16 protein-coding genes are annotated in these 22,485 nt (G+C 68.1%); 14 read left to right on the forward strand and 2 right to left on the reverse strand.

All coding sequences use genetic code 11. The features are described 5' to 3' along the window. Positions 1 to 189 precede the first annotated feature (189 nt). The 9 genes from F2Q65_RS03990 to F2Q65_RS04030 are packed head-to-tail and all read left to right on the forward strand — an operon-like array spanning position 190 to position 7,980. Entirely contained in the window at positions 190 to 756 is a 567-nt protein-coding gene (locus F2Q65_RS03990; protein ID WP_150090631.1) for a Na+/H+ antiporter subunit E, read from the forward strand. Further along, complete coding sequence (locus F2Q65_RS03995) at positions 753 to 1,022, forward strand: MrpF/PhaF family protein (protein ID WP_150090633.1); 270 nt, start codon at positions 753 to 755, stop codon at positions 1,020 to 1,022. Before F2Q65_RS03990 ends, F2Q65_RS03995 begins: the two co-directional genes overlap by 4 nt. Next, positions 1,019 to 1,315 carry a cation:proton antiporter gene (locus tag F2Q65_RS04000; RefSeq protein ID WP_150090635.1) on the forward strand — a complete coding sequence of 99 codons (297 nt, stop codon included), beginning with the start codon at positions 1,019 to 1,021 and terminating at the stop codon, positions 1,313 to 1,315. Before F2Q65_RS03995 ends, F2Q65_RS04000 begins: the two co-directional genes overlap by 4 nt. Continuing rightward, the gene (locus F2Q65_RS04005; RefSeq protein WP_150090637.1) at positions 1,312 to 1,599 is read left to right on the forward strand and encodes a Na(+)/H(+) antiporter subunit B; all 288 of its coding nucleotides are present in this window, start codon (positions 1,312 to 1,314) and stop codon (positions 1,597 to 1,599) included. Before F2Q65_RS04000 ends, F2Q65_RS04005 begins: the two co-directional genes overlap by 4 nt. Further along, positions 1,596 to 2,276, forward strand: coding sequence for an MnhB domain-containing protein (locus F2Q65_RS04010; RefSeq protein ID WP_150090639.1), 681 nt, complete (start codon positions 1,596 to 1,598; stop codon positions 2,274 to 2,276). Before F2Q65_RS04005 ends, F2Q65_RS04010 begins: the two co-directional genes overlap by 4 nt. Further along, on the forward strand, positions 2,273 to 2,557 hold the full coding sequence (locus F2Q65_RS04015; RefSeq protein ID WP_150090641.1) for a cation:proton antiporter subunit C: 285 nt from the start codon (positions 2,273 to 2,275) through the stop codon (positions 2,555 to 2,557). The genes F2Q65_RS04010 and F2Q65_RS04015 overlap by 4 nt, the downstream gene beginning before the upstream one ends. After that, positions 2,547 to 4,016, forward strand: a complete 1,470-nt coding sequence (locus F2Q65_RS04020) for a complex I subunit 5 family protein (RefSeq protein WP_150090642.1) — start codon at positions 2,547 to 2,549, stop codon at positions 4,014 to 4,016. The genes F2Q65_RS04015 and F2Q65_RS04020 overlap by 11 nt, the downstream gene beginning before the upstream one ends. Next, the gene (locus tag F2Q65_RS04025; protein ID WP_150090644.1) at positions 4,013 to 5,512 is read left to right on the forward strand and encodes a proton-conducting transporter transmembrane domain-containing protein; all 1,500 of its coding nucleotides are present in this window, start codon (positions 4,013 to 4,015) and stop codon (positions 5,510 to 5,512) included. The genes F2Q65_RS04020 and F2Q65_RS04025 overlap by 4 nt, the downstream gene beginning before the upstream one ends. Beyond that, positions 5,509 to 7,980 carry a proton-conducting transporter transmembrane domain-containing protein gene (locus tag F2Q65_RS04030; protein ID WP_150090646.1) on the forward strand — a complete coding sequence of 824 codons (2,472 nt, stop codon included), beginning with the start codon at positions 5,509 to 5,511 and terminating at the stop codon, positions 7,978 to 7,980. Before F2Q65_RS04025 ends, F2Q65_RS04030 begins: the two co-directional genes overlap by 4 nt. Positions 7,981 to 8,081: 101 nt before the next feature. On the opposite strand, the gene F2Q65_RS04035 is transcribed toward F2Q65_RS04030, so the two are convergent. Beyond that, a complete protein-coding gene (locus F2Q65_RS04035) occupies positions 8,082 to 8,786 on the reverse strand; it encodes an EAL domain-containing protein (protein ID WP_211353942.1) in 705 nt (234 codons plus the stop codon). A gap of 399 nt (positions 8,787 to 9,185) precedes the next feature. On the opposite strand from F2Q65_RS04035, the gene F2Q65_RS04040 reads away from it, so the two are divergent. The 5 genes from F2Q65_RS04040 to recD all read left to right on the forward strand — a co-directional run bounded on the left by F2Q65_RS04040 (position 9,186) and on the right by recD (position 21,492). Continuing rightward, positions 9,186 to 10,751 carry a cache domain-containing protein gene (locus tag F2Q65_RS04040; protein WP_150090648.1) on the forward strand — a complete coding sequence of 522 codons (1,566 nt, stop codon included), beginning with the start codon at positions 9,186 to 9,188 and terminating at the stop codon, positions 10,749 to 10,751. 63 nt (positions 10,752 to 10,814) lie between these two features. Next, entirely contained in the window at positions 10,815 to 11,381 is a 567-nt protein-coding gene (locus F2Q65_RS04045) for a copper-binding protein (protein ID WP_150090650.1), read from the forward strand. A 140-nt stretch (positions 11,382 to 11,521) separates the two neighbouring features. Beyond that, a complete protein-coding gene (gene recC, locus F2Q65_RS04050; protein ID WP_150090652.1) occupies positions 11,522 to 15,157 on the forward strand; it encodes an exodeoxyribonuclease V subunit gamma in 3,636 nt (1,211 codons plus the stop codon). 1 nt (position 15,158) lies between these two features. After that, positions 15,159 to 19,181, forward strand: coding sequence for an exodeoxyribonuclease V subunit beta (gene recB, locus F2Q65_RS04055; RefSeq protein ID WP_150090654.1), 4,023 nt, complete (start codon positions 15,159 to 15,161; stop codon positions 19,179 to 19,181). Position 19,182: 1 nt separating this feature from the next. Continuing rightward, positions 19,183 to 21,492: an exodeoxyribonuclease V subunit alpha gene (gene recD, locus F2Q65_RS04060; RefSeq protein ID WP_150090656.1), complete on the forward strand. Its 2,310-nt coding sequence runs from the start codon at positions 19,183 to 19,185 to the stop codon at positions 21,490 to 21,492. 84 nt (positions 21,493 to 21,576) lie between these two features. Here the strand turns inward: recD and queF are convergent, their stop codons facing one another. After that, positions 21,577 to 21,966: a preQ(1) synthase gene (gene queF, locus F2Q65_RS04065; protein WP_150090657.1), complete on the reverse strand. Its 390-nt coding sequence runs from the start codon at positions 21,964 to 21,966 to the stop codon at positions 21,577 to 21,579. Between the last annotated feature and the right edge of the window lie 519 nt (positions 21,967 to 22,485).

Genomic DNA, 22,485 nt, shown 5'->3' on the forward strand with positions numbered 1-22,485 from the left:
ACCCCGACCGCCGACACCCTCTAACACGGATACGCACTGGTGCCCCTTTGGAGATTTCGGGACAAGACCCCACCCTCTGGTCGGGAATGGCGACGCGCCGGTGCGCGGTGCCACCGAAGTGCCATGACCTCCCAGCGGTGAGCTGGAGTTGCTCATCCCGACACGCATGAGACACGGACCCGCACGCGCATGACCCATCGCTCGCCCGGCCTCCTTGCCAAGCGGCTCTTCCTGCGGGGCGCCCTGTTTGCGGGCGTCTGGGTACTCCTGGTGGGACCTGACCCCGTGGCCTGGATCGTGGGCGGGCCTGCCGTGATCGGCGCGACTGTCGCCAGCCTCTGGCTGATCAAGGGCCGCCCGTCGGCGCGCCCGGGGTCCCCTGGATCCTCTTTGTCGTTGACTGGATTGCTGCGCTTCACCCCCTACTTCCTGTGGGAGTCCGTGCGGGGCGGGCTCGATGTGGCCGGGCGGGTCATGGTGCCGCGCCTGCGCATTCGGCCGGGGGTGCATGTCTATCGCATGCGGCTGCGCGGGCGGCCCGCCCGCGTCATGTTCATCGACAGCGTCTCGCTGATTCCAGGCACCCTGAGCGCCGATCTGCGCGGTGATCAGGTGTCGGTGCATGCCCTGGATACGCGTGCCCCTCTTGATGCGGAACTGCGTCGGCTCGAGGAGCGGGTGGCCGGCCTGTTCGGCGAGGTGCTCGATCACCAGGCTGGAGTGGATTCGCCACCGGCAGCGGGGGGCGCCCGATGACCGCCTATCTGCTTGTGATCGCCTTGGTCCTGATGCTGAGCATCGCCATCGGCCTGGTGCGTGTCGCCATCGGCCCAACGCCGTCGGACCGCATGATGGCGGCCCAGTTGATGGGGACATCCGGCATCGGCGTCGTTCTGCTGCTCGCGCAGGTGGTCGAGGTCGGCGGGCTCGTCGATGTCGCCCTGATCTTCGCGCTGCTCGCCGCGGTGGCCGTAACAGCCTTCACGCGTCGGCGTGCAAACGAGCGCGAGGCGAAAGGATGACGATCGCAGAGGGTCTGAGCTTCGGCCTGCTCGGCGCAGGTGCGTTCTTCTTCATGGCAGGTTCGGTCGGACTCATCCGGCTGCCGGATCGCTTCACCCGACTCCATGCCCTGACCAAGGCCGACAATGTCGGTCTGGGCTTGATCGTGCTCGGCCTGATGCCGCTCGCGGCCGATGTACGCGAGGCGCTCAAGCTTGGGCTGATCTGGATCCTTGTGGTGATCGCCGGGGCAACCGGGGCGCACCTGATCGCAAAGCGGGCCCTGCGCGGCGACGGTGAGGACGCCCAATGACGACGACGCTGCTGGCCGCCTTCGACATCCTGCTGTCTCTCACGCTACTCGCGCTTGCCGCGGCGGCGCTGACCAGCGCTGAGCCGCGTCGCGCCGTGATCCTCTTCATCGCCTTCGGACTCGTGCTGGCACTGGTCTGGGCTCGCCTGCGGGCGCCCGACCTCGCCTTGGCCGAGGCTGCCATCGGCGCCGGGCTCAGCGGTGCGCTTCTGCTCGCGGCGACGCGCCGCGCGAAGGCGCACACGAAGGAAGGCGCATCGGGATCGCCGGAGGGTCAGCCATGACACGCTTCGTCTCGCTGGTCTTGCTGCCGCTTGGTCTGGCAGCAATCGGGGTCGTGCTCATCTGGACCTTCTACCTGGCTGCCACCGGCGAGGCCGGTGCGCGTCTCGCCGACCTCGCACTCGCGCGTGTCCCCGAGACCGGCGTCAGTAATCCCGTGACCTCGGTGCTCCTCAACTACCGCGCCTATGACACCCTGCTCGAGCTCGCGGTGCTCCTGGCCGCCCTGCTCGGCATCTGGTCGCTTGGCCCGGCTGCACCGGGGTTTCAGCGTGGGGGTGAGATCCTGCAGGGCATGGTGGACTGGTTCGTGCCGCTGCTGATCCTTGCCGCGGGTTACATGCTCTGGGTGGGCGCCTACGCCCCGGGCGGGGCCTTCCAGGCCGGCGCCCTCCTGGGCTCGGCTGGGGTCATGCTGGCGCTCGCCGGCTACCCGAGCGCGGGCCTGCCCTCGGAGCGGTTGCTGAGGCTGCTCTCGATCCTTGGGATCCTGGCATTCTGCCTCGTTGGCTTGGTCCTCATGGTGCTCGGTCTGGGCTTTTTGACCTACCCGCCTGAACTGGCCAAGTGGTTGATACTGCTGATTGAAACCGGCGCAACCCTGGCCATTGGCGTGACCCTGGCGGCGGCCTATCTGGGCGGACGCCCGGACCACACCTCTGAGGTGGATGCGCCATGATCTCGACCCAACTGTTCTACGGCGGGGGCGGAATCCTGCTGCTGCTCCTTGGCCTCTGGTCCTTCCTGGTGCATGCGCCGCTGCTGCGCAAGCTCATCGCCCTGAATGTCATGGGCGCCGGGGTCTTCCACATCCTGGTCGCCACCGCCTATCGTGGCCTCGACACGCCGCCGGATCCGGTGCCGCATGCGCTGGTGCTCACGGGGATCGTGGTGGCCGTCAGCGCGACCGCGCTGGCCCTGGCCTTTGGCCAGCGCCTGGACCGCGACGATGATCGATAGCCTGGCGTTGGCGATTGTCGCGCCCTTGCTCGGCGCGGTGGTGGTGACCCTGTTCCCGAGACATGCCCAAAGGCTTGGTGTGGCGGCGGCCGTCGTCTCGGCCGCGGCCGCTCTGGCCATTACCGCCGTCGTCTGGACCGACGGGGTGCTGCGCTCCGAGCTCGGCGGTTGGGGCGTGCCGCTGGCGATCACGCTGCAGGCGGATGGTCTCTCTGCGGCCTTGCTCGGGATGGCGAGCCTCGTGGCCTTGTCCGTGAGCGTCTATGCGGGCGGCTACTTCAGCTCGCCCCAGGACGGTGAGCGCCTTGCGGATGACTCCAGGTCCCGGCATTTCTGGCCGCTCTGGCTCCTGCTCTGGAGCGCGCTCAACGGGCTCTTCCTTGCTGGAGACCTGTTCAATCTTTATGTAACGCTCGAGCTACTTGGCCTTTCCGCCGCCGCGCTGGGCGCCTTGACGGGCAGCCGAGAGGCGGTGGAGGCGAATCTCAGATATCTCCTGGTCGGTCTGCTGGGATCCTTGTTCTATCTGCTCGGGGTTGCCCTGATCTACACCGCCTATGGCGTGCTGGATATCGGCCTGCTGGCGGAGGTTATCGCCCCCGGACCCGTGGCCGCGACCGCGATGGCCTTGATGTTCGGCGGGCTCCTGTTGAAGGCGGCCCTGTTTCCCATGCACTTCTGGCTGCCTCCGGCGCATGCAAATGCCCCGGCACCTGTGAGCGCCGTGCTCTCCGCGCTGGTGGTCAAGGCGGCGTTTTATCTGGTGCTGCGTCTCTGGCTCGACCTCTACGGGCCGATCACGCCGCTCGGTGCCGCCAATCTGCTGGGACTGCTCGGCGCCGCGGCGGTGCTCTGGGGATCCTGGCGCGCCCTGCGCGCCGAGCGGCTGAAGCTGCTGGCCGCCTATTCGACCGTCGCGCAGATGGGTTACCTGTTTATCGGCTTCCCCCTGATCGCCGCTACCGCGGCCGGCCCGGCACGGGATAACCTGATCGCGGCGATCGTGCTCCTGGCCTTGACCCATGGCTTCGCCAAGGCCGGCTTCTTTCTGGCCGCAGGGATGGTGCAGAAGACCGCCGGGCACGACCGGATCGACAATCTCGGCGGCGCCGCCCAAGGGCTGCCGGCCGCCGCCTTCACCATCGGTCTGGCGGGGGTGGCCCTGATCGGCTTGCCGCCGAGCGGGACCTTCATCGCCAAGTGGATCCTGCTGGAGCAGTCGCTGATCCTGGGACTCTGGTGGTGGGTGCTTGTCATGATGATCGGCACCCTGCTTGCCGTTGGCTACGTGTTTCGCGTGCTCAGCCGGGCCTTCAACCGTGAGCCCACGCCCTACCGTTTCGTCAACGATGCGCGCGCCGAGATCCCTGCCTTGCTGTTGGGTGCGCTATCTGCCCTGGTGTTGGGCCTGGCTGCCCAGCCCCTCTGGACGCTCCTCGGACAAGGGGTGATCGGATGAGCCCCGATACCCTGCTGCCACCCGCCATCGTCTTGAGCTCGCTGTTGCCGGGCCTGCTGATCTTTTTCCTGAAGGAAAAGAGCCATCGCCTGCGCACCGCGCTGAACCTGGGCGGAGCGGTCGTGAAACTGACGCTCGTGGTCTGGATGATCAAGGGCGTCTACGACGGTCATGAGTTCGAGTATCGCTGGGCGCTCGCACCCGGCCTGGAACTCGTGCTCAGTGCAGATGCGCTTTCCGTCCTGTTCGTCGCCTTGTCCAGCGTCCTCTGGCTGGTGACGACCGTCTACGCCATCGGTTATCTCGAGGACTCGCCGAACCGCAGCCGCTTTTTCGGGTTCTTCAGCATCTGTGTCTCGGCCACCGTCGGCATTGCACTCTCCGGGAACCTGCTGACCTTCGTGCTCTTCTATGAGATCTTGACCCTGGCCACCTATCCGCTGGTGGCACATCGCGGCACCCCCGATGCCGCCCAGGGGGCGAAGGTCTATCTGGCCTATACCATGAGCGGTGGTGCTGTGCTTCTGATCGGCGCCATCGGGCTGCAGTCGCTGGTCGGGCCGGTCGAATTCACCCAGGGCGGCATCCTGGGCGATTCTGCGGAGGCGCTCCGTCCAGCGCTCATCATCCTCTTTTTCGTGCTGCTCGCCGGTCTGGGAGTCAAGGCGGCCCTGGTGCCCCTGCATGGCTGGCTGCCGCAGGCCATGGTCGCCCCGGCGCCCGTGAGCGCGCTGCTGCATGCGGTTGCCGTGGTCAAGGCCGGCGCCTTCGGTCTCATTCGCGTGGTCTACGATGTCTATGGCGTGGATTTCGCGCATGCGAACGGGCTGCTGTTTGCGCTGGGCATCCTTGCCTCCATCACCATCGTCTACGGATCGGTCAAGGCGCTGACCCAGGACAGCCTGAAGAAGCGGCTGGCCTATTCGACCGTCAGCCAGGTGTCCTACATCGCGCTGGGCGCCTCCATCTTTGGTCCCATCGCCACCATCGGCGGTGTCGTGCATCTGGTGCATCAGGGGGTGATGAAGATCACGCTGTTCTTCTGCGCCGGCAATTATGCGGAGACCCTTGGTATCCACAAGGTGAGCGAGATGGACGGCGTGGGTCGACGCATGCCCTTGACCAGTCTCGCCTTCACCGTGGGTGCGCTCGGCATGATCGGGGTGCCACCGGTCGCCGGATTCGTCAGCAAGTGGTACCTGGGTCTTGGTGCGGCCGACTCCGGCGCGAATTGGGTCCTGATCGTCCTGGTCGCCAGTAGCCTGCTGAACGCGGCCTACTTCCTGCCGATCCTCTTCCGCGCCTGGTTCCGCGCCGAGCCAGGCGCCTGGCCCAAGGAACATGCGAGGCGCGGCCGCTTGGAGACGGCCGGGGCGCTGCTCTGGCCGCCGGTGATCACGGCCGTGCTGGCGCTTACCGCCGGTCTCTTCGCCGCAGCGCCCTTCTCGCCGCTGGAGTGGGCGGCCCTGATCGCCGAGCGGGAGTACGGGCGATGAGCCTGCTGCTCATCCTGGCCTGGGCGTTTCCGCTCATCCTGGCCGCGGGTGCGCGTTCGCCGCGTCTGGCCTGGGCGCCGGCGATCGGTGCCATCCCGGCACTCTGCACCGCACTGCTGGTTCCGATCGGCACCGAGCTCGAGGCCGGCTGGTTGCTGACCGGCGCAGTCTTTGCGCTGGACCCGCTGGGTCGGACATTCCTCCTGTTCACGGCCATCCTCTGGCTCAGTGCCGGACTCTATGCCGCCGCTTCGCTGCGGGGCACGGCCCATTGCGGGCGCTTCAACACCTTCTTCCTGCTGGCGATGGCCGGAAATCTTTGGCTGATCCTGGGCCAGGATCTGGTGAGCTTCTATGCCGGTTTTGCCCTGATGGGGCTCTCTTCTTACGGGTTGGTGGTGCATGAGGGCGATCGCGATGCCCTGCGTGCGGGTCGGGTCTATCTGGTCCTGACCCTGTGCGCCGAGGTGGTGTTGTTCATGGCGCTGGTGCTGATCGCGGCGCAGGCGGGCACCTTCGTCCCGGGCCCGGAGGACCTCAGGGGGCTTGGCGATCTGCCCATCGGCCTGCTGATCCTTGGTCTGGCCGTGAAGGCCGGATTGGTGCCGCTGCATGTCTGGCTGCCGCTCGCCCACCCGGCCGCGCCGATCCCGGCAAGCGCCGTCCTGAGTGGCGCCATGATCAAGGTCGCCCTGCTCGGGTGGCTGAGGTTTCTTCCCATCGGGGAGATGGCCCTGCCGGGCTGGGGCCTGCTGTTCGTGTTCGTCGGTCTTGCGACCGCCTTCTTCGCGGTCCCCGTCGGACTGGTGCAGTCCAATCCGAAGGTCCTGCTGGCCTATTCGAGCGTGAGCAAGATGGGACTCATGGTCGTGGTGGTCGGGGCGGCACTGCTCGAGCCGGCCATCGCCGGCGCGGCGGTCATCGGCATCGGACTGTATGCGGGACACCATGCACTCAGCAAGGGCGGCCTGTTTCTCGGTGTTGGACTGCGCAAGTCCGCCGCGCCGGCAGCGCAGGGCTGGGTCTTCATTGGTTTGCTGGTGCTGGCACTCTCCATGGCCGCGGTGCCGCTCACGGGCGGTGCGGTCGCCAAGTACGGCATCAAGCCCGCATTGGTGGCGCTCGAATGGACCTGGCTGCGTGTCGCGATCGCCCTGACCACCATGGCCACCGCGGCCATGATGGCGCGGTTCATCTGGATCATGGCCTTCGCCAGGCCGGCGATCGCCAAGGTGGGGGCCGAGTCCGCGGAGGCCGGCGCTGCCGGGTCTGAATCTGGGGCGCTGCGCCTGGAGCATCAGGCGGTTGCCAGGTATCGGGATCTGATCCCGCTGCTGGCCTGGAGCCCGCTCATCATCCTGGTGCTGCTCTATCCCCTGGTGTTCGGGACCGCCGTCTCCTGGACCACCGATGTCGGGCTGATCGCCCTGGTCGGTGTGCTGCTCTTGCCCATCGCCCTGGTTGCCTGGCGCCGGCCGGCCATCCTTGCGCCCTTGAAGGACGGCATCCCACCGGGGGACCTGCTCGGGCTCGTGCGCCCGCTGCTCCTGGGCCTGCGCTGGGCCATCCGTTGGACGCTTCGTTGGGTGCTGGGGAGGGCAGAGGCTCTGATCCGGGCGGCCAGCGCTGGTGTTCTTGCGACGGTGCGACAGCGCCTCGAGTCGCGGGCGGGAGCGACCGGCGTCGGGCTCGATCAGCGCCTCACGGCTTGGCCCCTGGCCGGTGCACTCTGGCTTGGCATCATGGCCGGGCTCATCGCATTGGCGCTTCTCTGGCCGAGCATCGCGGAGCAGCCACCGGCGTCGAAGACAGCGTCTGCCGAGAGAACCCTCGAGGGCGAGAGCCCCGCCAGTGGCCTGCCGTCCGAGCCGCTTGACGCCGCCCCCGAAGCTGTCGAGAGGCCGTCGGCCACGGTCGATGGGGCCCAGATGTCGGCGGAGTCGGAGGCGGTTGGCGAGGCGACCGCACCCGAACCCGCCCCCGTCGATCTCGTATCAGACCCTGTCCAGCCCGCGCCGGTGACGCCTGTGGTGGAGCTGGCTCTGTCCCCCTCGGTGCCCGATGCGACGCCTGAGTCCATCGCATCGGAACCAGCATCGGAGCCAGCATCGGAACCAGCATCGGTGACCGCGCAGGAATCGGCGCCCCAGCGGCCGCAAGCGCCTGGGGTCTGCGATCCGGGTCAGCGCTACCGCTTTACCGATGGCAGTGACACGACGCTCGAACTGGTGCAGTGTCGTCTGGTGAATGGCTCGCCAGAAAGGATCGCGGCTCCGCCCGTCTCGAATGAGCTATTGCGTCTGTTGCAGGCACGCTTGAACACCCTGGGCTTCGCTGCCGGCCCCGTGGACGGCCTGGATGGTCCCTTGACCCGAGATGCGATCCGCCGCTTCCAGCAAAGCCAGGGTATGGAGGCGGACGGGACCATCGATTTCGAGCTGCTCGACCGGCTTCAGCCCCGCGGATAACGGACAATCGATCGGACCCTTCTATATCGACACCGTGATTGCCGGTAACCGCACCAGCGCTTGGTGGAGAGTCTTGCCCCGCACGGGAAGCGCCGAATAAATCAGCGCTTCCCTAATGGTTCGAAGCAGCCTGGATTCAGGCTTGGCATGGCTTCCAGCAAGGGCTTTGCAAACCAGTAGCCTTGACAGAGATCGATGCCGGTGTCGGCACAGGCGGCCAGTTCATCGGCGGTCTCGATCCCTTCGCAAAGCAACTCGACCTCGAGCTCGCGACAGATGTCGACGAGCCCACGAACGATCGCCTGGCGTCTGCGGTCACGGTCGATGTTGCGCACGAGTACTGCATCCAATTTCACCTGGTCGGGCTTGAGCTGAGCCAGCAGATTCAGGCCAGAGTAGCAGGCACCGAAGTCGTCGATCGCCGTCTTGAATCCCAAGCTCCGATAACACTCAACAATATCGTTCAGATGCGCTGGCGAGTTGGCCTTCTCGGTTTCGGTGAACTCGAAAATGATCCGCTCCAGAGGGAATCCGGTCGCCCTGGCAAACTCCAGTGTGCTCTGGATGCAGCGTTCAGGATGATAGACGGCTGTCGGTGTAAAGTTGATGTTGAGATGGCTTTCCATCCGCAGCTGGCTGGCCAACTGGATCGCTTTGACCCGGCATGCCTGATCGAACCGAAATAGATTGTCTGCGTTGACGTGCTCGAAAACCCATCGGGCCGACTCGCCTGCCAAGCCCCGGACCAGGGCCTCATGCGAATAGATACTGCGATCACTCAGACGGACGATGGGTTGCAAGGCCATCGTAAACTCGAAACCCAAGGGTTCCGCTTGATGACACTGTGCGCAGTGTGCCTTTGGGACGCGTGTTATCTTTGCCATGTCAATCTGTACCTGTGATGGCGGGAGGTCGCGCCGTACGGCATCGGCTTGGTGAGTAGGCTGTTTTTTAGCAAGGCAGGGCGCCAGCAGGCTCAGGTAATGGTAGGCCGCGGCGGGTAAGTATACAGTTTGCATGTCGGGCCTTCATGCCCTGAGTGGTGCGCAATCTGCCTGCGCCACAGCGTTCAGGTGCGGTCGCGTTTAAGTTTGAGCACATGCTCCCGTGCGCGGCGTCTCCTTAGGCGCGCGCCTTGTACACGACTTCGCGGCAGACGAGGCAGGTGTAGCGCGCGGCAGATCTGTTTCAACCTTGAAGATGTCATGATGCCTGCACACAGGATTGTCGTTTTTGCACATGTTGTGATCGGTCTTGCGCTGGCCGGACCTTGCAGCGCCGCCGATGAGGGGGTCGCGCAGACGCCAGCGGCGTCGACCGCAGTCCAGGCCGTCGGTGCCCCGGTGCTGCCGCCGGTGGAGGCGGCAAGCGCCAGCGAACAGTGCAAATCAGGCGTCCGGACCCCGGCCGATCTGCGCATCTACACCGAAGCCTTTCCGCCCTACAACGACCGCGCGCCGGACGGGACGCTCATCGGGTCTTCGACCGATGTGGTGTGCACGATCCTTTCCCGCCTTGGACAAGCCGCCCCAATCGAACTCGTTCCCTGGGCGGAAGGCTATCGGCAGACCCTGGAGACACCGGGTTCGGTCCTCTATTCCACCGCGCGCATCGCGGAACGCGAGCCGCTCTTTGCATGGGTCGGGCCGGTCGGTGCCTACGAGCTGGTCTTTTATGCGAAAGCCAGCGCGCCGATCCGCGTTCAAAGCCTCGAGGCGGTGCGCAACGCGGGACCGATCGGTGTCGTCGAAGCGAGTGCGAGGCATCGGTTCCTGCAGCGACACAACATAACGCACCTGACAACCTGCCCGGACGATGTCACCTGTGTGCAGGCGCTCATGGCCGGGGACATTGCGCTGTGGTTCGGCAGTAGCGACACCGCCGCCGAGAACATCCGCAAGGCGGGAATCGAGCAGACGGATATTGTTGCCCTCTACCCGGTCGAGACCAGGGAGCTGTTCATCGCATTCAACAAGCAGACGGACCCGGCGCGGGTGGCGGCCTGGCAAGGCGCACTTGATGCCATGAAGGCGGACGGTACCTACGACGCGATCATGGCCCGCCACTTCGGCGAGCAGCCCGTACGCGATGACACGGATCCCCTGCTGTCCTCGCTCGTCGCCCTGACCGAGCTGCGACTTGGTGCCATCGCACGGACCTTCCAGGTGCTGGCCCTGACGGAAGAGGTCCAGTCCGGGGTGTGGGAACGCATCCGCCCGCTCCTCGTCGAGCAGGAACGTGGCGAGGCCGCGGCACGGCTCTGGTATGCCCGACCGGACGGATCCTATTACACCACGGTGGATGACCTGACCTCCGGTAACCTCATGGCGCGGCCTTACTTCCCGGGCCTGCTTGCCGGCGTGCCTGCCGTCGGGCCGGTTGTGGTGAGCCTGTCCACCGGCCGGACCACCGCCATCGTCGCCGTCCCGGTCATGGACGGCAAAAGGGTCACCGGTGTCCTCGGGGCCTCGGTCTATGCCGAGGTGCTGAGCCGGGAGATCTCCCGGATGCTCTCACTGCCGGAGGATCGCACCTTCTTCGCCCTCGACAGCCGTGGAAAATACATCCTGCATGCCAAGGCGCCACGGATCGGCCAGGACCCTGCCGTCCAGGTGACACCGGCGGCGCGGGATATCTTCCGCCGCATGATGCAACAGCCGCAAGGACAGGTCGGCTTGTCCTTGGCGGGACGCGACCAGGTCCTGTCATTCCGCAAATCCACGCTCACCGGCTGGCGGTTTGCTGTGATCACCAAGTTGCGCAAACGTTAGGGGCTCGCTACCCTTCCGGCGGGGTTTCATGCACTTCATTCACTCGCTCAAGGAAACGGCAACATGCCCAGATCTCCTTTTGTTCCTGCGTCGATCCTGATTTCGTTGCTGGCAGGCCCGGCCTTTGCGCAGTCCGATCTCACCACGGAACCGGTCGCGCTCGCCGCCACGCAGACCTCCATCGTTGGCAAGGTGATGGTGGTGAACACCGAGACGCGGCTGATGACGGTGAAGGTCGGAGACGGCAGTTATGTGCTGCTGCACGTGCCGCCGGAGGTGGAGCGCATCGATCGCATCAAGATCGGCAACAGAGTGGAGGTCAGCGAGACCACCTCCACCCTGATCGCCCTTGAGAAGGGGGCCGATGCAGGGGCCATCGGGGCCGAAGGTGCGACCCTCATCGATCGCGAGCCGGGCGAGAAGCCCGCGGGTACCATCACCGATGTCCTGACCGTGCGCGGGCAGGTGGTGGGCATCGACAAGGCCGCCGGGACGGTCACCATCCAGGGCCCCGAAGCGGTGCGCACCTTCGAGGTGGAAGACGTCACGCTGCTGGATGATCTGGCGGTGGGGGACGGCGTGGTGGCCAACTTCCTCAACGTGATCTCCGGTCGGGTGACCTTCGACTGACCGGGGACCGACAGCGTCCTGACATCCTGCGACAGCCCTTGTCGCATCGGTCCGATACGCTCCTCCCGTTCGGGTTTCCTTGGGTCGGGCGCCGGACACCGGCGATCGGTGCCTGACCGCCCTGAACAGAGGATCGTCAGATGTCACAGTCATCGGAGTCCCTGCGCGACTGGCCCACCGGCTTCATGCTGATCCAGGGCAACCGGCTGGAGTCCCTGCGCGGGCTGCTCACCACCTGGCTGCGCCAGCACCCGCTGCATCCGCTGGAGAACGAGATCATCCTGGTGCAGAGCAACGGCATCGGCCAATGGCTGAAGCTTGCGCTGGCGATGCAGCCCGATGACGATCCGGCGGAGACGTCAACCAGCCCAACGATCGGCGGCGGCTGCGGCATCGCCGCGGCGTTGGACCTGATGCTGCCCGGGCGCTTTCTCTGGCAGGCCTACCGGGCGGTCCTCGGCGACCTGCCCGACCTCTCCGCCTACGACAAGGCACCGCTCGGCTGGCGGCTCTACCGGCTGCTGGGCGATCTCGACGCCTTGGCAGAAAACGCACAGGAGCACGATTGGCTCGCCCCGCTGCGGGGATTCCTGCAGTCCGATGACGCTGCACGCCGCCGCCAACAGCTCGCCGAGCGCCTGGCCGATCTGTACGACCAGTATCAGGTCTACCGCGCCGACTGGCTCGCGGCCTGGCAGGCGGGCCAGGACGCGCTGATCCGTCCAGACCAGAGCCGCGTGTCGGTGCCGGAGGGCCAGCGCTGGCAGCCGCTGCTCTGGCGCCGGCTGAGGCAGGACATGACCCCGCCGGTCACCACGTCGACCGCCGTGCCCCTGGCCGGGCAGGGTCCGGCCGCTCCGGCGCAACCAGAGCTCAGCCGCGCCGACATCCACACCCGGTTCCTGACCCGAGCCAGGTCCCTGACCCCTGCGTCGCGTCCGCAGGACCTGCCGCGACGGGTCGTGGTCTTCGGCATCTCCTCGCTGCCGCGCCAGACCATCGATGTGCTGGAGGCCATCGCCCCGGTTTGCCAGGTCATGCTGCTGGTGCACAACCCCAGCCAGCACTACTGGGGCGACATCGTCGAGGGCCGCGAGCTGTTTCGCCGCGCCTACGGACGCACCGCCGCACGCAAGGTGCCGGAGGCCGTCGACGAGCACAAACTCCACCTGCACGGCCATCCGTTGCTGGCGGCCTGGGGCAAGCAGGGCCGCGACTACATCCGGCTGCTCGATGCGCACGATGACCGCACCCGCTACGAGGAACACTTCGCCGAGCAGCACCTCAGCATCGACCTGTTCGAGCCCCCCGGCGACGCCACCCTGCTGCAGCAGCTGCAGGACGACATCCTGGAACTGCGCCCGCTGCACGAGCGCCAAGCACGCGCAAGCGCCATCGACCCGCGCCATGACCGCAGCCTGGAATTCCTGACCGCCCACGGCCCCCAGCGCGAGGTGGAGATCCTGCACGACCAGTTGCTTGCGGCCTTCGCCGATGCCGAGACCGAACAGGCCGGCGCGCGCCTGCATCCGCGCGACATCCTGGTCATGGTGCCGGACATCGCCGTCTACGCTCCGCACATCGAGGCGGTCTTCGGGCGGCTGCCCCAGGACGACCCGCGCCGCATCCCCTTCCACATCACCGATCAGGGCGAGCGCCGGCGCAACCCGCTGGTGATCGGTCTGGAGACCCTGCTCACGCTGCCGCAGGCGCGCATGTCGGTCAGCGAGGTGCTGGACCTGCTGGACATCCCGGCACTGCGGGCACGCTTCGGTCTGCGGGAGACGGACCTGCCGCGGCTGCGCCAGTGGATCGCCGGCGCCAACATCCGCTGGGGCCTGGATGCCCGGCAGCGCAGCGGCCTCGGCCTGCCCGCGGGGCTGGAGCAGAACAGCTGGCGGTTCGGCCTGCGGCGCATGCTGCTCGGCTTCGCCACCGGCGACAGCGGTCCCTGGAAGGGCGTGGAGCCGTTCGACGAGATCGGCGGTCTGGAGGCGGTGCTGGTCGGGCGCCTCGACGCCCTGCTGGAGACACTCGTCCACTACGCCACCGTGCTCGGCGCGCCGCGCCCGGCGGACGACTGGGTCGCGCTCATCGCCGACCTGCTCGATGACTGCTTCAGCGCCGCGGGCGATGCCGACGAGCTGACCCTGGCGCGGCTGCGCGAGGCCCTGGAGCAGTGGCAGCAGGACTGCGCCCGCGGCGCGCTCGGGGCAGAGCCGTTGCCGCTGGAGGTGGTGCGCGGCTCCCTGTTCGCCGGGCTCGATGAATCGACACTGAGTCAGCGCTTCCTGGCCGGTGCGGTCAACTTCGCCACCCTGATGCCCATGCGCGCGATTCCCTTTCGCCAGATCTGGCTGCTGGGCATGAATGACGGCGATTACCCGCGCCGACGTCCGCCGGCGGATTTCGATCTCATGGCCAACGACTACCGTCCGGGCGACCGTTCCCGACGCGAGGACGACCGCTATCTGTTTCTGGAGGCGCTGCTGTCGGCGCGCGAGAAGCTCGTCGTCAGCTGGGTCGGGCGCAGCATCCGCGACAACGCCGAGCGTCCGCCCTCGGTGCTGGTCGGGCAACTGCGCGATCACATCGCCGCCGGCTGGCGGCTTGCGGAGACGGCGGCGGTCGCCCGGCCAGCCGCCAAGGCGTCGGAGGTGGACACCTCCGGCACCGCCCTGGTCGCGGCCCTGACCACCGAGCACTCGCTGCAGCCCTTCAGCCGGCGCTATTTCGAGCCGGGGCGCTCGGCGCGCCTGTTCACCTATGCCGACGAATGGCGCGCGCTGCATGCGCCCCCGGCCACCGAACAGGACGACCCACCCCGGCTGTCCCGTCCGGACTTCGACGGCCCGATCTCCCTGGCCGCCCTCGGTCGTTTTTTGCGCCACCCGGTGCGCACCTTCTACACCCAGCGGCTGCAGGTCAGGCTGGAGCATGAGGCCGCGCCGAGCGAAGACGCCGAGCCCTTCGACATCGACGGCCTCGACGGCTGGGGTTTGCGCGAGCAGGTCATCGCCGCCGTCGAGCAGCAGCGGGTGCAGACGCCCGACCGCACCACGGAGGCCTGTCTGGACGCGGCCATCGCGCGGCTGGCCCGCGCCGGCCAACTGCCGCTACCACCCTTCGATGCGGCCTGGAGGCAACAGCTGGCGGCAGAACTGGACCCCCCGCTGGCGCGCTACCGAGCCCTGCTAGCAGACCATCCGCAGTTGCTGCCTGGCGAGGGTCTGCGCCTGGAACAGGACGGCCTGGTGCTGGAGGACAGCCTGAGCGGCCTGCGCGCCGATGCCGAGGGCAACCGGCTGGGCCTGACCCTGCAGCCCAGTGCGCTGATCAAGGACGAACGGCTCAAGCTGCACCACCTGGTGCGTGCCTGGCCCACGCACCTTGCCGCTCAACTGGTGGCGCCCACCAGCACCTGGCTGTTCGGCCCCGGCGGTGCGGTGATGCTGCCGCCGCTGCTGCGTGTCGAGGCCGAGGCGCACCTGGCCGACTTGCTGCGGGGCTATGTGCTGGGTCTCACCGAACTGCTGCCGCTGGCCTGCAAGACCGCCCTCGACGTGCTCGCCGCGGAGGCGGGCGACTCCAAGGCCAAGCCAAGGGACACCTACGAAGGCGGCTACAACCGCGGCGCCGAGCGCGACGAGCATGCCGGTTACGGCCGCTTCTGGCCGGACTATGCGGCGCTGACGGCCGACAGGCGGTTTCAGCCCCTGATCCGGCAGCTCTATGCCCCGCTGCTGGCGCACGACCTGCGACAGGAGGTGTTCTGACATGGCGGCCGCCACCGACACGACCCGCGATCAGACGCTGGACCCGCTTGTCTTTCCGCTGCACGGCAGCCGCCTCATCGAGGCCAGCGCCGGCACCGGCAAGACCTACACCCTTGCGCTGCTCTACACCCGCCTGGTGCTCGGCCACGGTGCCGGGGGCAGTGCGTTCCGCACGCCGCTGATGCCGCCGAACATCCTGGTGGTCACCTTCACCGAGGCGGCCACCAAGGAACTGCGCGAGCGCATCCGCGCGCGCCTGGTGGAGGCCGCCGAGGTCTTCGGCCAGGCGGTCGAGGACGGCGGCGAGCAGACTGATGACCAATGCGGCGACCAATCCGGCGCCGCGGACGACCCGCTGCTGGCCCTGCGCGACAGCTATCCGCAGGCGGACTGGCCCGGCTGTGCGCGGCGCCTGCGCCAGGCGGCGGAATGGATGGACGAGGCCATGATCGCCACCATCCACGGCTGGTGCCAGCGCATGCTCCAGGAGCATGCCTTCGCCACCCGCGGGCTGTTCCAGCGCACGCTGGTCAGCGACCAGACCGATCTGCTCACCGAGATCCTGCGCGACTACTGGCGCGTACACTTCTACCCCCTCGACGCGGCCGATGCCCGCTCCATCCGCGATATCGTCGCCTCCCCCGAGGCCCTGCGGCAGACGCTCGGCAACTGGCTCAGCCGCCGCGATGCCGCCTTCTGCTACAAGGGCGTGCCATTGCAGTGCGACAGCCTTGCCGAGCCCCTGGCCGCGCAGCGCCAATGGCGGGGGCAGGCCGACGCGGTCGCAGAGGCCCGCGCCGCTATCGACGCCGAAGTCGCGCGTCTGGAGCAGACCGCCCGTGACGCATGGCAGGCGGACCGGAAGGGGCTGGAGACCTACCTGCGCGCGCTCAGGTCCAACCTGAAGGGACCGCAACACGACAGCAAGACCGAGGAGGGCTTCGACGCGCTGCTCGCGCAGATTGCGACCTGGGCCCACGGCGGCCCGGCGCCGGGCAAGCTCAAGAACTTCGCCCAGGGCGGCTTCGCCTTCCTCAAGAACGCATCGGTGCAGTCCGAACAGGCGCATCCCGCCTTTGCCGCCATCGCCGCCTGGCAGTCGGCCCAGACCGCCAAGCCCGCGGCCCCCGCAGCGCCCGAGCCCACGCTGGAGGCCTGTCTGCTCGCCCACGCCGCCGCCTGGGTCGAGCGCGAGCTGCCGCGGCGGCTGAACCTTCGGGCCGAGATGGGTTTCGACGAACTGCTGCGCGACCTCGATGCCGCCCTCACGCCGGCCGACCCGACGCCGGAGTCCATGGCCCGGGCCAGGGCGCTGGCCGCCACCCTCCGGGACCAGTTCCCGGTGGCGCTGATCGACGAGTTCCAGGATACCGATCCCGTCCAGTACCGGATCTTCGATGCCGTCTACGACGTCGCCGGCAATGATCCGGCGACTGCCCTGGTAATGATCGGCGACCCCAAGCAGGCCATCTACGGCTTTCGCGGCGCCGACATCCACGCCTATCTGGCGGCCCGCCGGGCCACCGACGGGCGCCACTACAGCCTCGGCACCAACTTTCGTTCCACCACAGCCGTGGTGGACGCCTGCAACCACTTCTTCGGCCATGCCGAGGCCCGGCCCCGCGGCGCCTTTCGCTTCCACACCGACCCCGCTGCCGAGAATCCCATCCCCTATGTTCAGGTCAAGGCGAAGGGCCGCGGGGAGCACCTTGTCATCGACGGCGCCCCTGCCCGGGCCATGACCTTATGGCAGCTCGATGGCGATCCGGAGGTGATCAACCCCGAGGACTATCGCACGCGCATGGCCACCTCCGCTGCCGCCGCGGTCGCGGGTTGGCTCGAACAGGCGCGCGCCGGCAGCACTGGTTTTCAGGCAGCGGACGGCTTCACGCCCCTGCAGCCGAAGCACATCGCCATCCTGGTGCGCACCGGCAGCGAAGCGGCCGCCATGCGCGAGGCGCTGGCAGCGCTGCGCATCAACAGCGTCTATCTATCCGACCGCGACTCGGTGTTCGAGACCGCAGAGGCCCGCGACCTGCTGCACTGGCTGCGCGCCTGTGCCGCCCCCACCGACGAGGGCCTGGTGCGCACGGCGCTGGCGACCAACACCCTGGCCATGCCCCTGGAGGCGCTCGCCCGCCTGCAACAGGACGAGCTGGCCTGGGAGGCGCAGGTGGAGCGTTTCGGCGACTACCGCCGCCTCTGGCAGCGCCGGGGCGTGCTGGCCATGCTGCACCGGCTGCTGCACGAGCAGGACCTGCCGGCGCGGCTGCTGGCGCGCCACGACGGCGAGCGCAGCCTGACCAACCTGCTGCATCTCGCCGAATGGCTGCAGCAGTCGGCCGGCGCACTGGACGGCGAGCAGGCGCTGATCCGGCACCTGTCCGAGCATCTGGACCGTCGCGGCGACGAGTTCATCGTGCGCCTGGAGAGCGACGCCGAGCTGATCCAGGTGGTGACCATCCATAAGTCCAAGGGGCTGGAATATCCGTTGGTGCTGCTGCCCTTCATCTGCAGTTGGCGCGAGGTCGACGGCCGCACCAAGCAGGTGCCCTATCGCCCCGCGGCGAGCCGCTCGGCGCAGCGCGCGCTGGAGGTGGCCGGCAAACGGGTCTTCGCAGAGGCCTGGCAGGCCGCCGACGATGCGCGTCTGAGCGAGGACATGCGTCTGCTCTATGTGGCCGTCACCCGCGCCCGCCACGGGGTCTGGCTGGGCATTGCGCCGCTGAAGAGCGGCAAGACCGAGAAGCCGCAACTGGAGAAGGCGGCCATCGGTCACGTGCTCACCGGTGGCGAGCAGCTGGCCTCGGCGGACGCGCTCTGGCAGGCGCTGGCGCAGGTGGCTGAAGGCTGCCCGGAGATCCACCTCACCGCCGCGCCGGCGGCCCGGACCGATGCCCTGGCCGCGTCTCCCGAGGTTGCGCTGGAGCCGGCGCGCGTGGCCGCGCATGCCGCCTTCGCACCCTGGTGGATTGCGAGCTATTCGGCATTGCGGCTGGAGGCGGCAGGCAGTGCGACGGATCTCTCGTCGGGGTGGGCGCCGACCGTGGCAGCACCCGCCCTGCCGGGTGTCTCCGCCGACACCGCCGCTCAGGAGACGGCCCTGGAGGAACTGGGCCGCGAACAACAGGCGCCGGCACACACCGCGGAGCTCGCCGGTCTGGGCGTTGGCCCAGGCTCAGGTCCGGGCGACACGATGATCCCGTCCGGCCCGTCGCTGCACGACCTGCCGCGCGGCAGCCGCTACGGCACCTTCCTGCACGGCCTGCTGGAATGGGCCGCGGTGCAGCAGGCGCCGGCGGACGACGGCAGCCGACTGCGCGGCTATGCCGCCGCGGCCGGCGCCGCCGATCTGCGCCAGGACATGCTCGCGCGCCGCTGCAGCCTGCGCGGCCTTGGCGACTGGATCAAGCCCCTGGACGGCTGGCTCGCCCGGGTGCTGACCCAGGAATGGCGGCTCACCGGGCTCGAGGACGCCACGGGCCAGGCCCCGCGGATGCGCCTGCGGGATCTCGCGCCGCACCAGCTACAGGTGGAAATGGAGTTCTGGCTGGAGAGCCGCGCCGTCGACACCCTGGTCCTGGATCAGCTGGTGCGGACACACTGCCTGCCCGGCCTGCCTCGACCGTTGGTCCGCCAGGATGCACTGAACGGCATGCTCAAGGGCTTTATCGACCTGGTCTTCGAGCACCAGGGGCGCTACTACGTGCTGGACTGGAAGTCCAACTGGCTCGGACCGGACGATGACGCCTACACGCCGGAAGCGATGCGCGCGGCCATGCTGCAGCATCGCTACGACCTGCAATACGCCCTGTACCTGCTCGCGCTGCACCGACAACTGCGTGCACGCCTGCCAGGCTATGACTACGACCGGGACATCGGCGGCGCGGTCTATGTCTTTCTGCGCGGCAGTGGCGCGGCGAGCCAGGGGTTGTTCACCGACAGGCCACCCCGAGCCTTGATCGAGGGCCTGGACCGGCTGTTTGCCGGGCATTCCTCCCCATCCATCCACGGGGTCGCCTGACATGGAACAACTGGACCTGTTCTCGCAGCCGTCGGCCCCGCTCTCGGCTCCGACCTCAGCCACGCCCCAAACCCCGCCGGGCGCGGTGCTCGACACCCTGGCCAGCTGGGTCGAGGCCGACGCCTTACGGGCCCTCGACCTCGCGCTGACGCGTTTCATTGCCGAACAGGGCGGCGAGGCCGACGACGCCGTGCTGCTGGCGGTCGCCCTGACCAGCGAGCGCAACGGCCATGGCCATGTCTGCCTGGACCTGCAGGGGGTGCTCGACGACCCCAGTGCGCTGCTCGGGCAGTTGCGGGACGATCAGGCGGTCAGCACCGGGGTTCGGCGGCAACTGGCGGAGCGGCTGCAGGGGCTGCGGCTGTCGGACTGGGTCGCGCGCCTGGCCCGCAGCCCGGCGATCAGCGACCGGCTCGGCGCCGGGGCCGGCGATGGGAGCGATGCCGGGGCCGACGACGGCGTCTCGCCCCTGGTGCTTGCGGGCACAGCAACGCAGCCGCTGCTGTATCTGCGTCGTTATTGGCAGTACGAGAATCTGATCCGGGACGGCATCCTGGGCCGCCTGGTTCAGCGCCTTGATGTCGATCCGGTGCACCTGAGGCTGCAACTGGATGCGATCTTCGGGCCGGCACAGGCCGAGGCTCCGATGTCTGAGCGGGTGCCGGGCCGGGCGCCGGACTGGCAGCGCATCGCCTGTGCGCTTGCGGCGCGCAGCGCCTTCTTCATCATCACCGGCGGCCCCGGCACCGGCAAGACCACCACCGTGGTGCGGCTGCTGGCGCTGCTGCAGGGGCTGGCGGCGGACGCCGGCGCGTCACCGCTGCGGATCGAGCTCGCCGCGCCCACCGGCAAGGCCGCCGCCCGGCTCAACGAGTCCATCGCCGGGCAGGTACTGTCACTGGCCGGGCAGGGCGTCGTTCACGAGCGCATCCCGACCCGGGTGCAGACCCTGCATCGGCTGCTCGGCACCTTGCCGGACAGCCGTCGCTTTCGCCATCATGCGGCCAACCCGCTGCCGGCGGACGTGGTGGTGGTGGACGAGGCCTCCATGGTGGACGTGGAGATGATGGCCCGGCTGCTGCAGGCACTGCGGCCGGACGCACGTCTTATCCTGCTGGGCGACAAGGATCAGTTGAGTTCGGTGGAGGCCGGGGCGGTGCTTGGCGATCTGTGCCAGCGTGCGGCGGATGCCCGCTACCGGCCGGCGGTGGTGGACTGGCTGCAGGCGGCCACGGGTCAGCACGTGCCGCCGGCGTTGACGGATGCCGCAGGAACCGCGCTGGATCAGGCGGTGGTGATGCTGCGCACGAGTCATCGCTTCAGCGCCCGCGGCGGCATCGGCGCCCTCGCGGCCCTTGTCAACGGCATGCCTCCGGGCGACGCCCAGTCCCAGATTCAGAGCCAGTCACAGACCGAGTCCCGCAACGAGCCCGGGTCCCGAATCGCAACCCAGCGCCCCGATCGGCTGAAGGCGGCCTTGGCGCTGTTCGACGCCGAGGCGCAGCGCACCGACGGCGACCTCGGCGCCATCGCCCTGCAGCGCCTGGCCGATCCTGCCGATCCGCGCTTCACGGCCCTGATCATCGACGGTCACGGCGCTGACGACGGCTATCTGCGCCTGATGCACACCCAGGCGCCGGCGACCGCCGACCCGGCTGCGCTCGATGCCTGGGCGCGCCGGCTGCTGGAGGCGCAGAAGCGGTTTCAGCTGCTCACGCCCCTGCGCCAGGGCGTCTGGGGTGTCGAGGGGCTCAATCAGCGCATCATCGAACTGCTGCGCGGGCAGGGCCTGCTCGGCCCGGATGCTGTCGGTCCGGCACAGCCGCGCCAGTGGTTCGCGGGCCGTCCGGTGCTGGTCACGCGCAACGAGTACGGCCTGAACCTGATGAACGGGGACATCGGGCTGACTCTGAACGTGCCGGCGCCGGGCGACAGCACCGGCCGGCTTCAGGAGCAGGCATCGGCGCCGGTGCCCGATCGGATGCCCGCTGGGGCCGAATCACGCCAGATGCTGCGGGTGGCCTTTCCCACCGCCGACGGTGGTGTGCGCTGGGTGCTGCCCAGCCGCCTGCAGTCGGTGGAGACGGTCTTTGCCATGACGGTGCACAAGGCCCAGGGTTCGGAGTTCACCCACACGGCGCTGATCCTGCCGGACAGGCCCAATCCGGTGCTGACCCGCGAACTGCTCTACACCGCCATCACGCGGGCCAGGCAGCGCTTCACGCTGCTGGTGGGCAGCGACGCCGTCCTGGCCGAGGCGCTGGAGCGCCGCGTGCGCCGCGTCAGCGGATTGCAGCAGGGGCTGTGCTAGGGCTTCATGTTCAGCGGCTTGCACCGCTAAACCTGGGCGCGAGCGGCCGTGGGGATCCGGCCTTGGCTTCGGCTTAGGCGGGGGTCAGGGTAGTTGCACCGGTGTCGGGGCCTGCCAGCCTTCGGCGCGGTGCTCGGCCACCACCTTGGTGTAGATCCCGCCGCGCACGTTGAAATCCGCGGTCAGCCGCATGAAACGCGGCTGGGTGGCGGCCACCAGATCGCTCAGGATGCGGTTGGTCACGGCTTCGTGGAAGGCACCTTCGTCGCGGAACGACCAGATGTAGAGCTTGAGCGACTTCAGCTCCACGCACAGGGCATCCGGCACATAGTCCAGGGTCAGCTCGGCGAAGTCCGGCTGGCCCGTCTTCGGGCACAGGCAGGTGAACTCCGGCATGCGCATGTGGATGTTGTAGTCGCGCTCCGGTTGCGGGTTCGGAAAGGTGTCGAGCGTCTTGCTCGGGGTTGTGCTCATGGCATGCTCTCTGGAAATTAGGGCCGCACAGGGGGCCAGATAGGAAAGGGTGCGGAGTATAGCAGGCCCGGCCAGCGTGCATGCCGGATGCAGCCCGACTGTCGCTTGCCTGAGAGGACATCTGTCGCCAACGAGACGCCGCTCAGGCTTGCCTGATACCGACGGTCGCGGAACATGACCGCAAAGGTCGTAGCCGACACGAAGAAAAGACAAGGCTCGCTGCGAAAACTGATGATCGTTGGCTAAAAACCAGCATTCCCCTTCGGCTGCTTTGCGTCTTCTCTGCGCCCTCCGTGCCTTTGCGGTTTCAATTTCGAGGTCCCAGGCGGCTGGCGGCTTTAGTTTTTTGGAGACGGGCTGGCGGGCTGGGTATCGGCAGTCGGGGGACGCCGTGGATCCGTCCTTGGAGGCTTCACGATCGCATCCCTGCGATCGAGACCCCCGACCGCCGGTACCCAGCCCGCCCGCCCGGCGCAACCACCGGGTGGTGGGGTGAGATTGGGGGGGCGGGTGGGGGGG

The organism is Thiohalocapsa marina (assembly GCF_008632335.1).
Classification (GTDB): domain Bacteria; phylum Pseudomonadota; class Gammaproteobacteria; order Chromatiales; family Chromatiaceae; genus Thiohalocapsa; species Thiohalocapsa marina.

Bases quoted from the DNA above. Each gene is read 5' to 3' on its own strand.
- F2Q65_RS03990 (WP_150090631.1), top strand. From the start codon at position 190: ATGACCCATCGCTCGCCCGGCCTCCTTGCCAAGCGGCTCTTCCTGCGG.
- F2Q65_RS03995 (WP_150090633.1), top strand. From the start codon at position 753: ATGACCGCCTATCTGCTTGTGATCGCCTTGGTCCTGATGCTGAGCATC.
- F2Q65_RS04000 (WP_150090635.1), top strand. From the start codon at position 1,019: ATGACGATCGCAGAGGGTCTGAGCTTCGGCCTGCTCGGCGCAGGTGCG.
- F2Q65_RS04005 (WP_150090637.1), top strand. From the start codon at position 1,312: ATGACGACGACGCTGCTGGCCGCCTTCGACATCCTGCTGTCTCTCACG.
- F2Q65_RS04010 (WP_150090639.1), top strand. From the start codon at position 1,596: ATGACACGCTTCGTCTCGCTGGTCTTGCTGCCGCTTGGTCTGGCAGCA.
- F2Q65_RS04015 (WP_150090641.1), top strand. From the start codon at position 2,273: ATGATCTCGACCCAACTGTTCTACGGCGGGGGCGGAATCCTGCTGCTG.
- F2Q65_RS04020 (WP_150090642.1), top strand. From the start codon at position 2,547: ATGATCGATAGCCTGGCGTTGGCGATTGTCGCGCCCTTGCTCGGCGCG.
- F2Q65_RS04025 (WP_150090644.1), top strand. From the start codon at position 4,013: ATGAGCCCCGATACCCTGCTGCCACCCGCCATCGTCTTGAGCTCGCTG.
- F2Q65_RS04030 (WP_150090646.1), top strand. From the start codon at position 5,509: ATGAGCCTGCTGCTCATCCTGGCCTGGGCGTTTCCGCTCATCCTGGCC.
- F2Q65_RS04035 (WP_211353942.1), bottom strand. From the start codon at position 8,786: ATGGCCTTGCAACCCATCGTCCGTCTGAGTGATCGCAGTATCTATTCG.
- F2Q65_RS04040 (WP_150090648.1), top strand. From the start codon at position 9,186: ATGATGCCTGCACACAGGATTGTCGTTTTTGCACATGTTGTGATCGGT.
- F2Q65_RS04045 (WP_150090650.1), top strand. From the start codon at position 10,815: ATGCCCAGATCTCCTTTTGTTCCTGCGTCGATCCTGATTTCGTTGCTG.
- recC (WP_150090652.1), top strand. From the start codon at position 11,522: ATGTCACAGTCATCGGAGTCCCTGCGCGACTGGCCCACCGGCTTCATG.
- recB (WP_150090654.1), top strand. From the start codon at position 15,159: ATGGCGGCCGCCACCGACACGACCCGCGATCAGACGCTGGACCCGCTT.
- recD (WP_150090656.1), top strand. From the start codon at position 19,183: ATGGAACAACTGGACCTGTTCTCGCAGCCGTCGGCCCCGCTCTCGGCT.
- queF (WP_150090657.1), bottom strand. From the start codon at position 21,966: ATGAGCACAACCCCGAGCAAGACGCTCGACACCTTTCCGAACCCGCAA.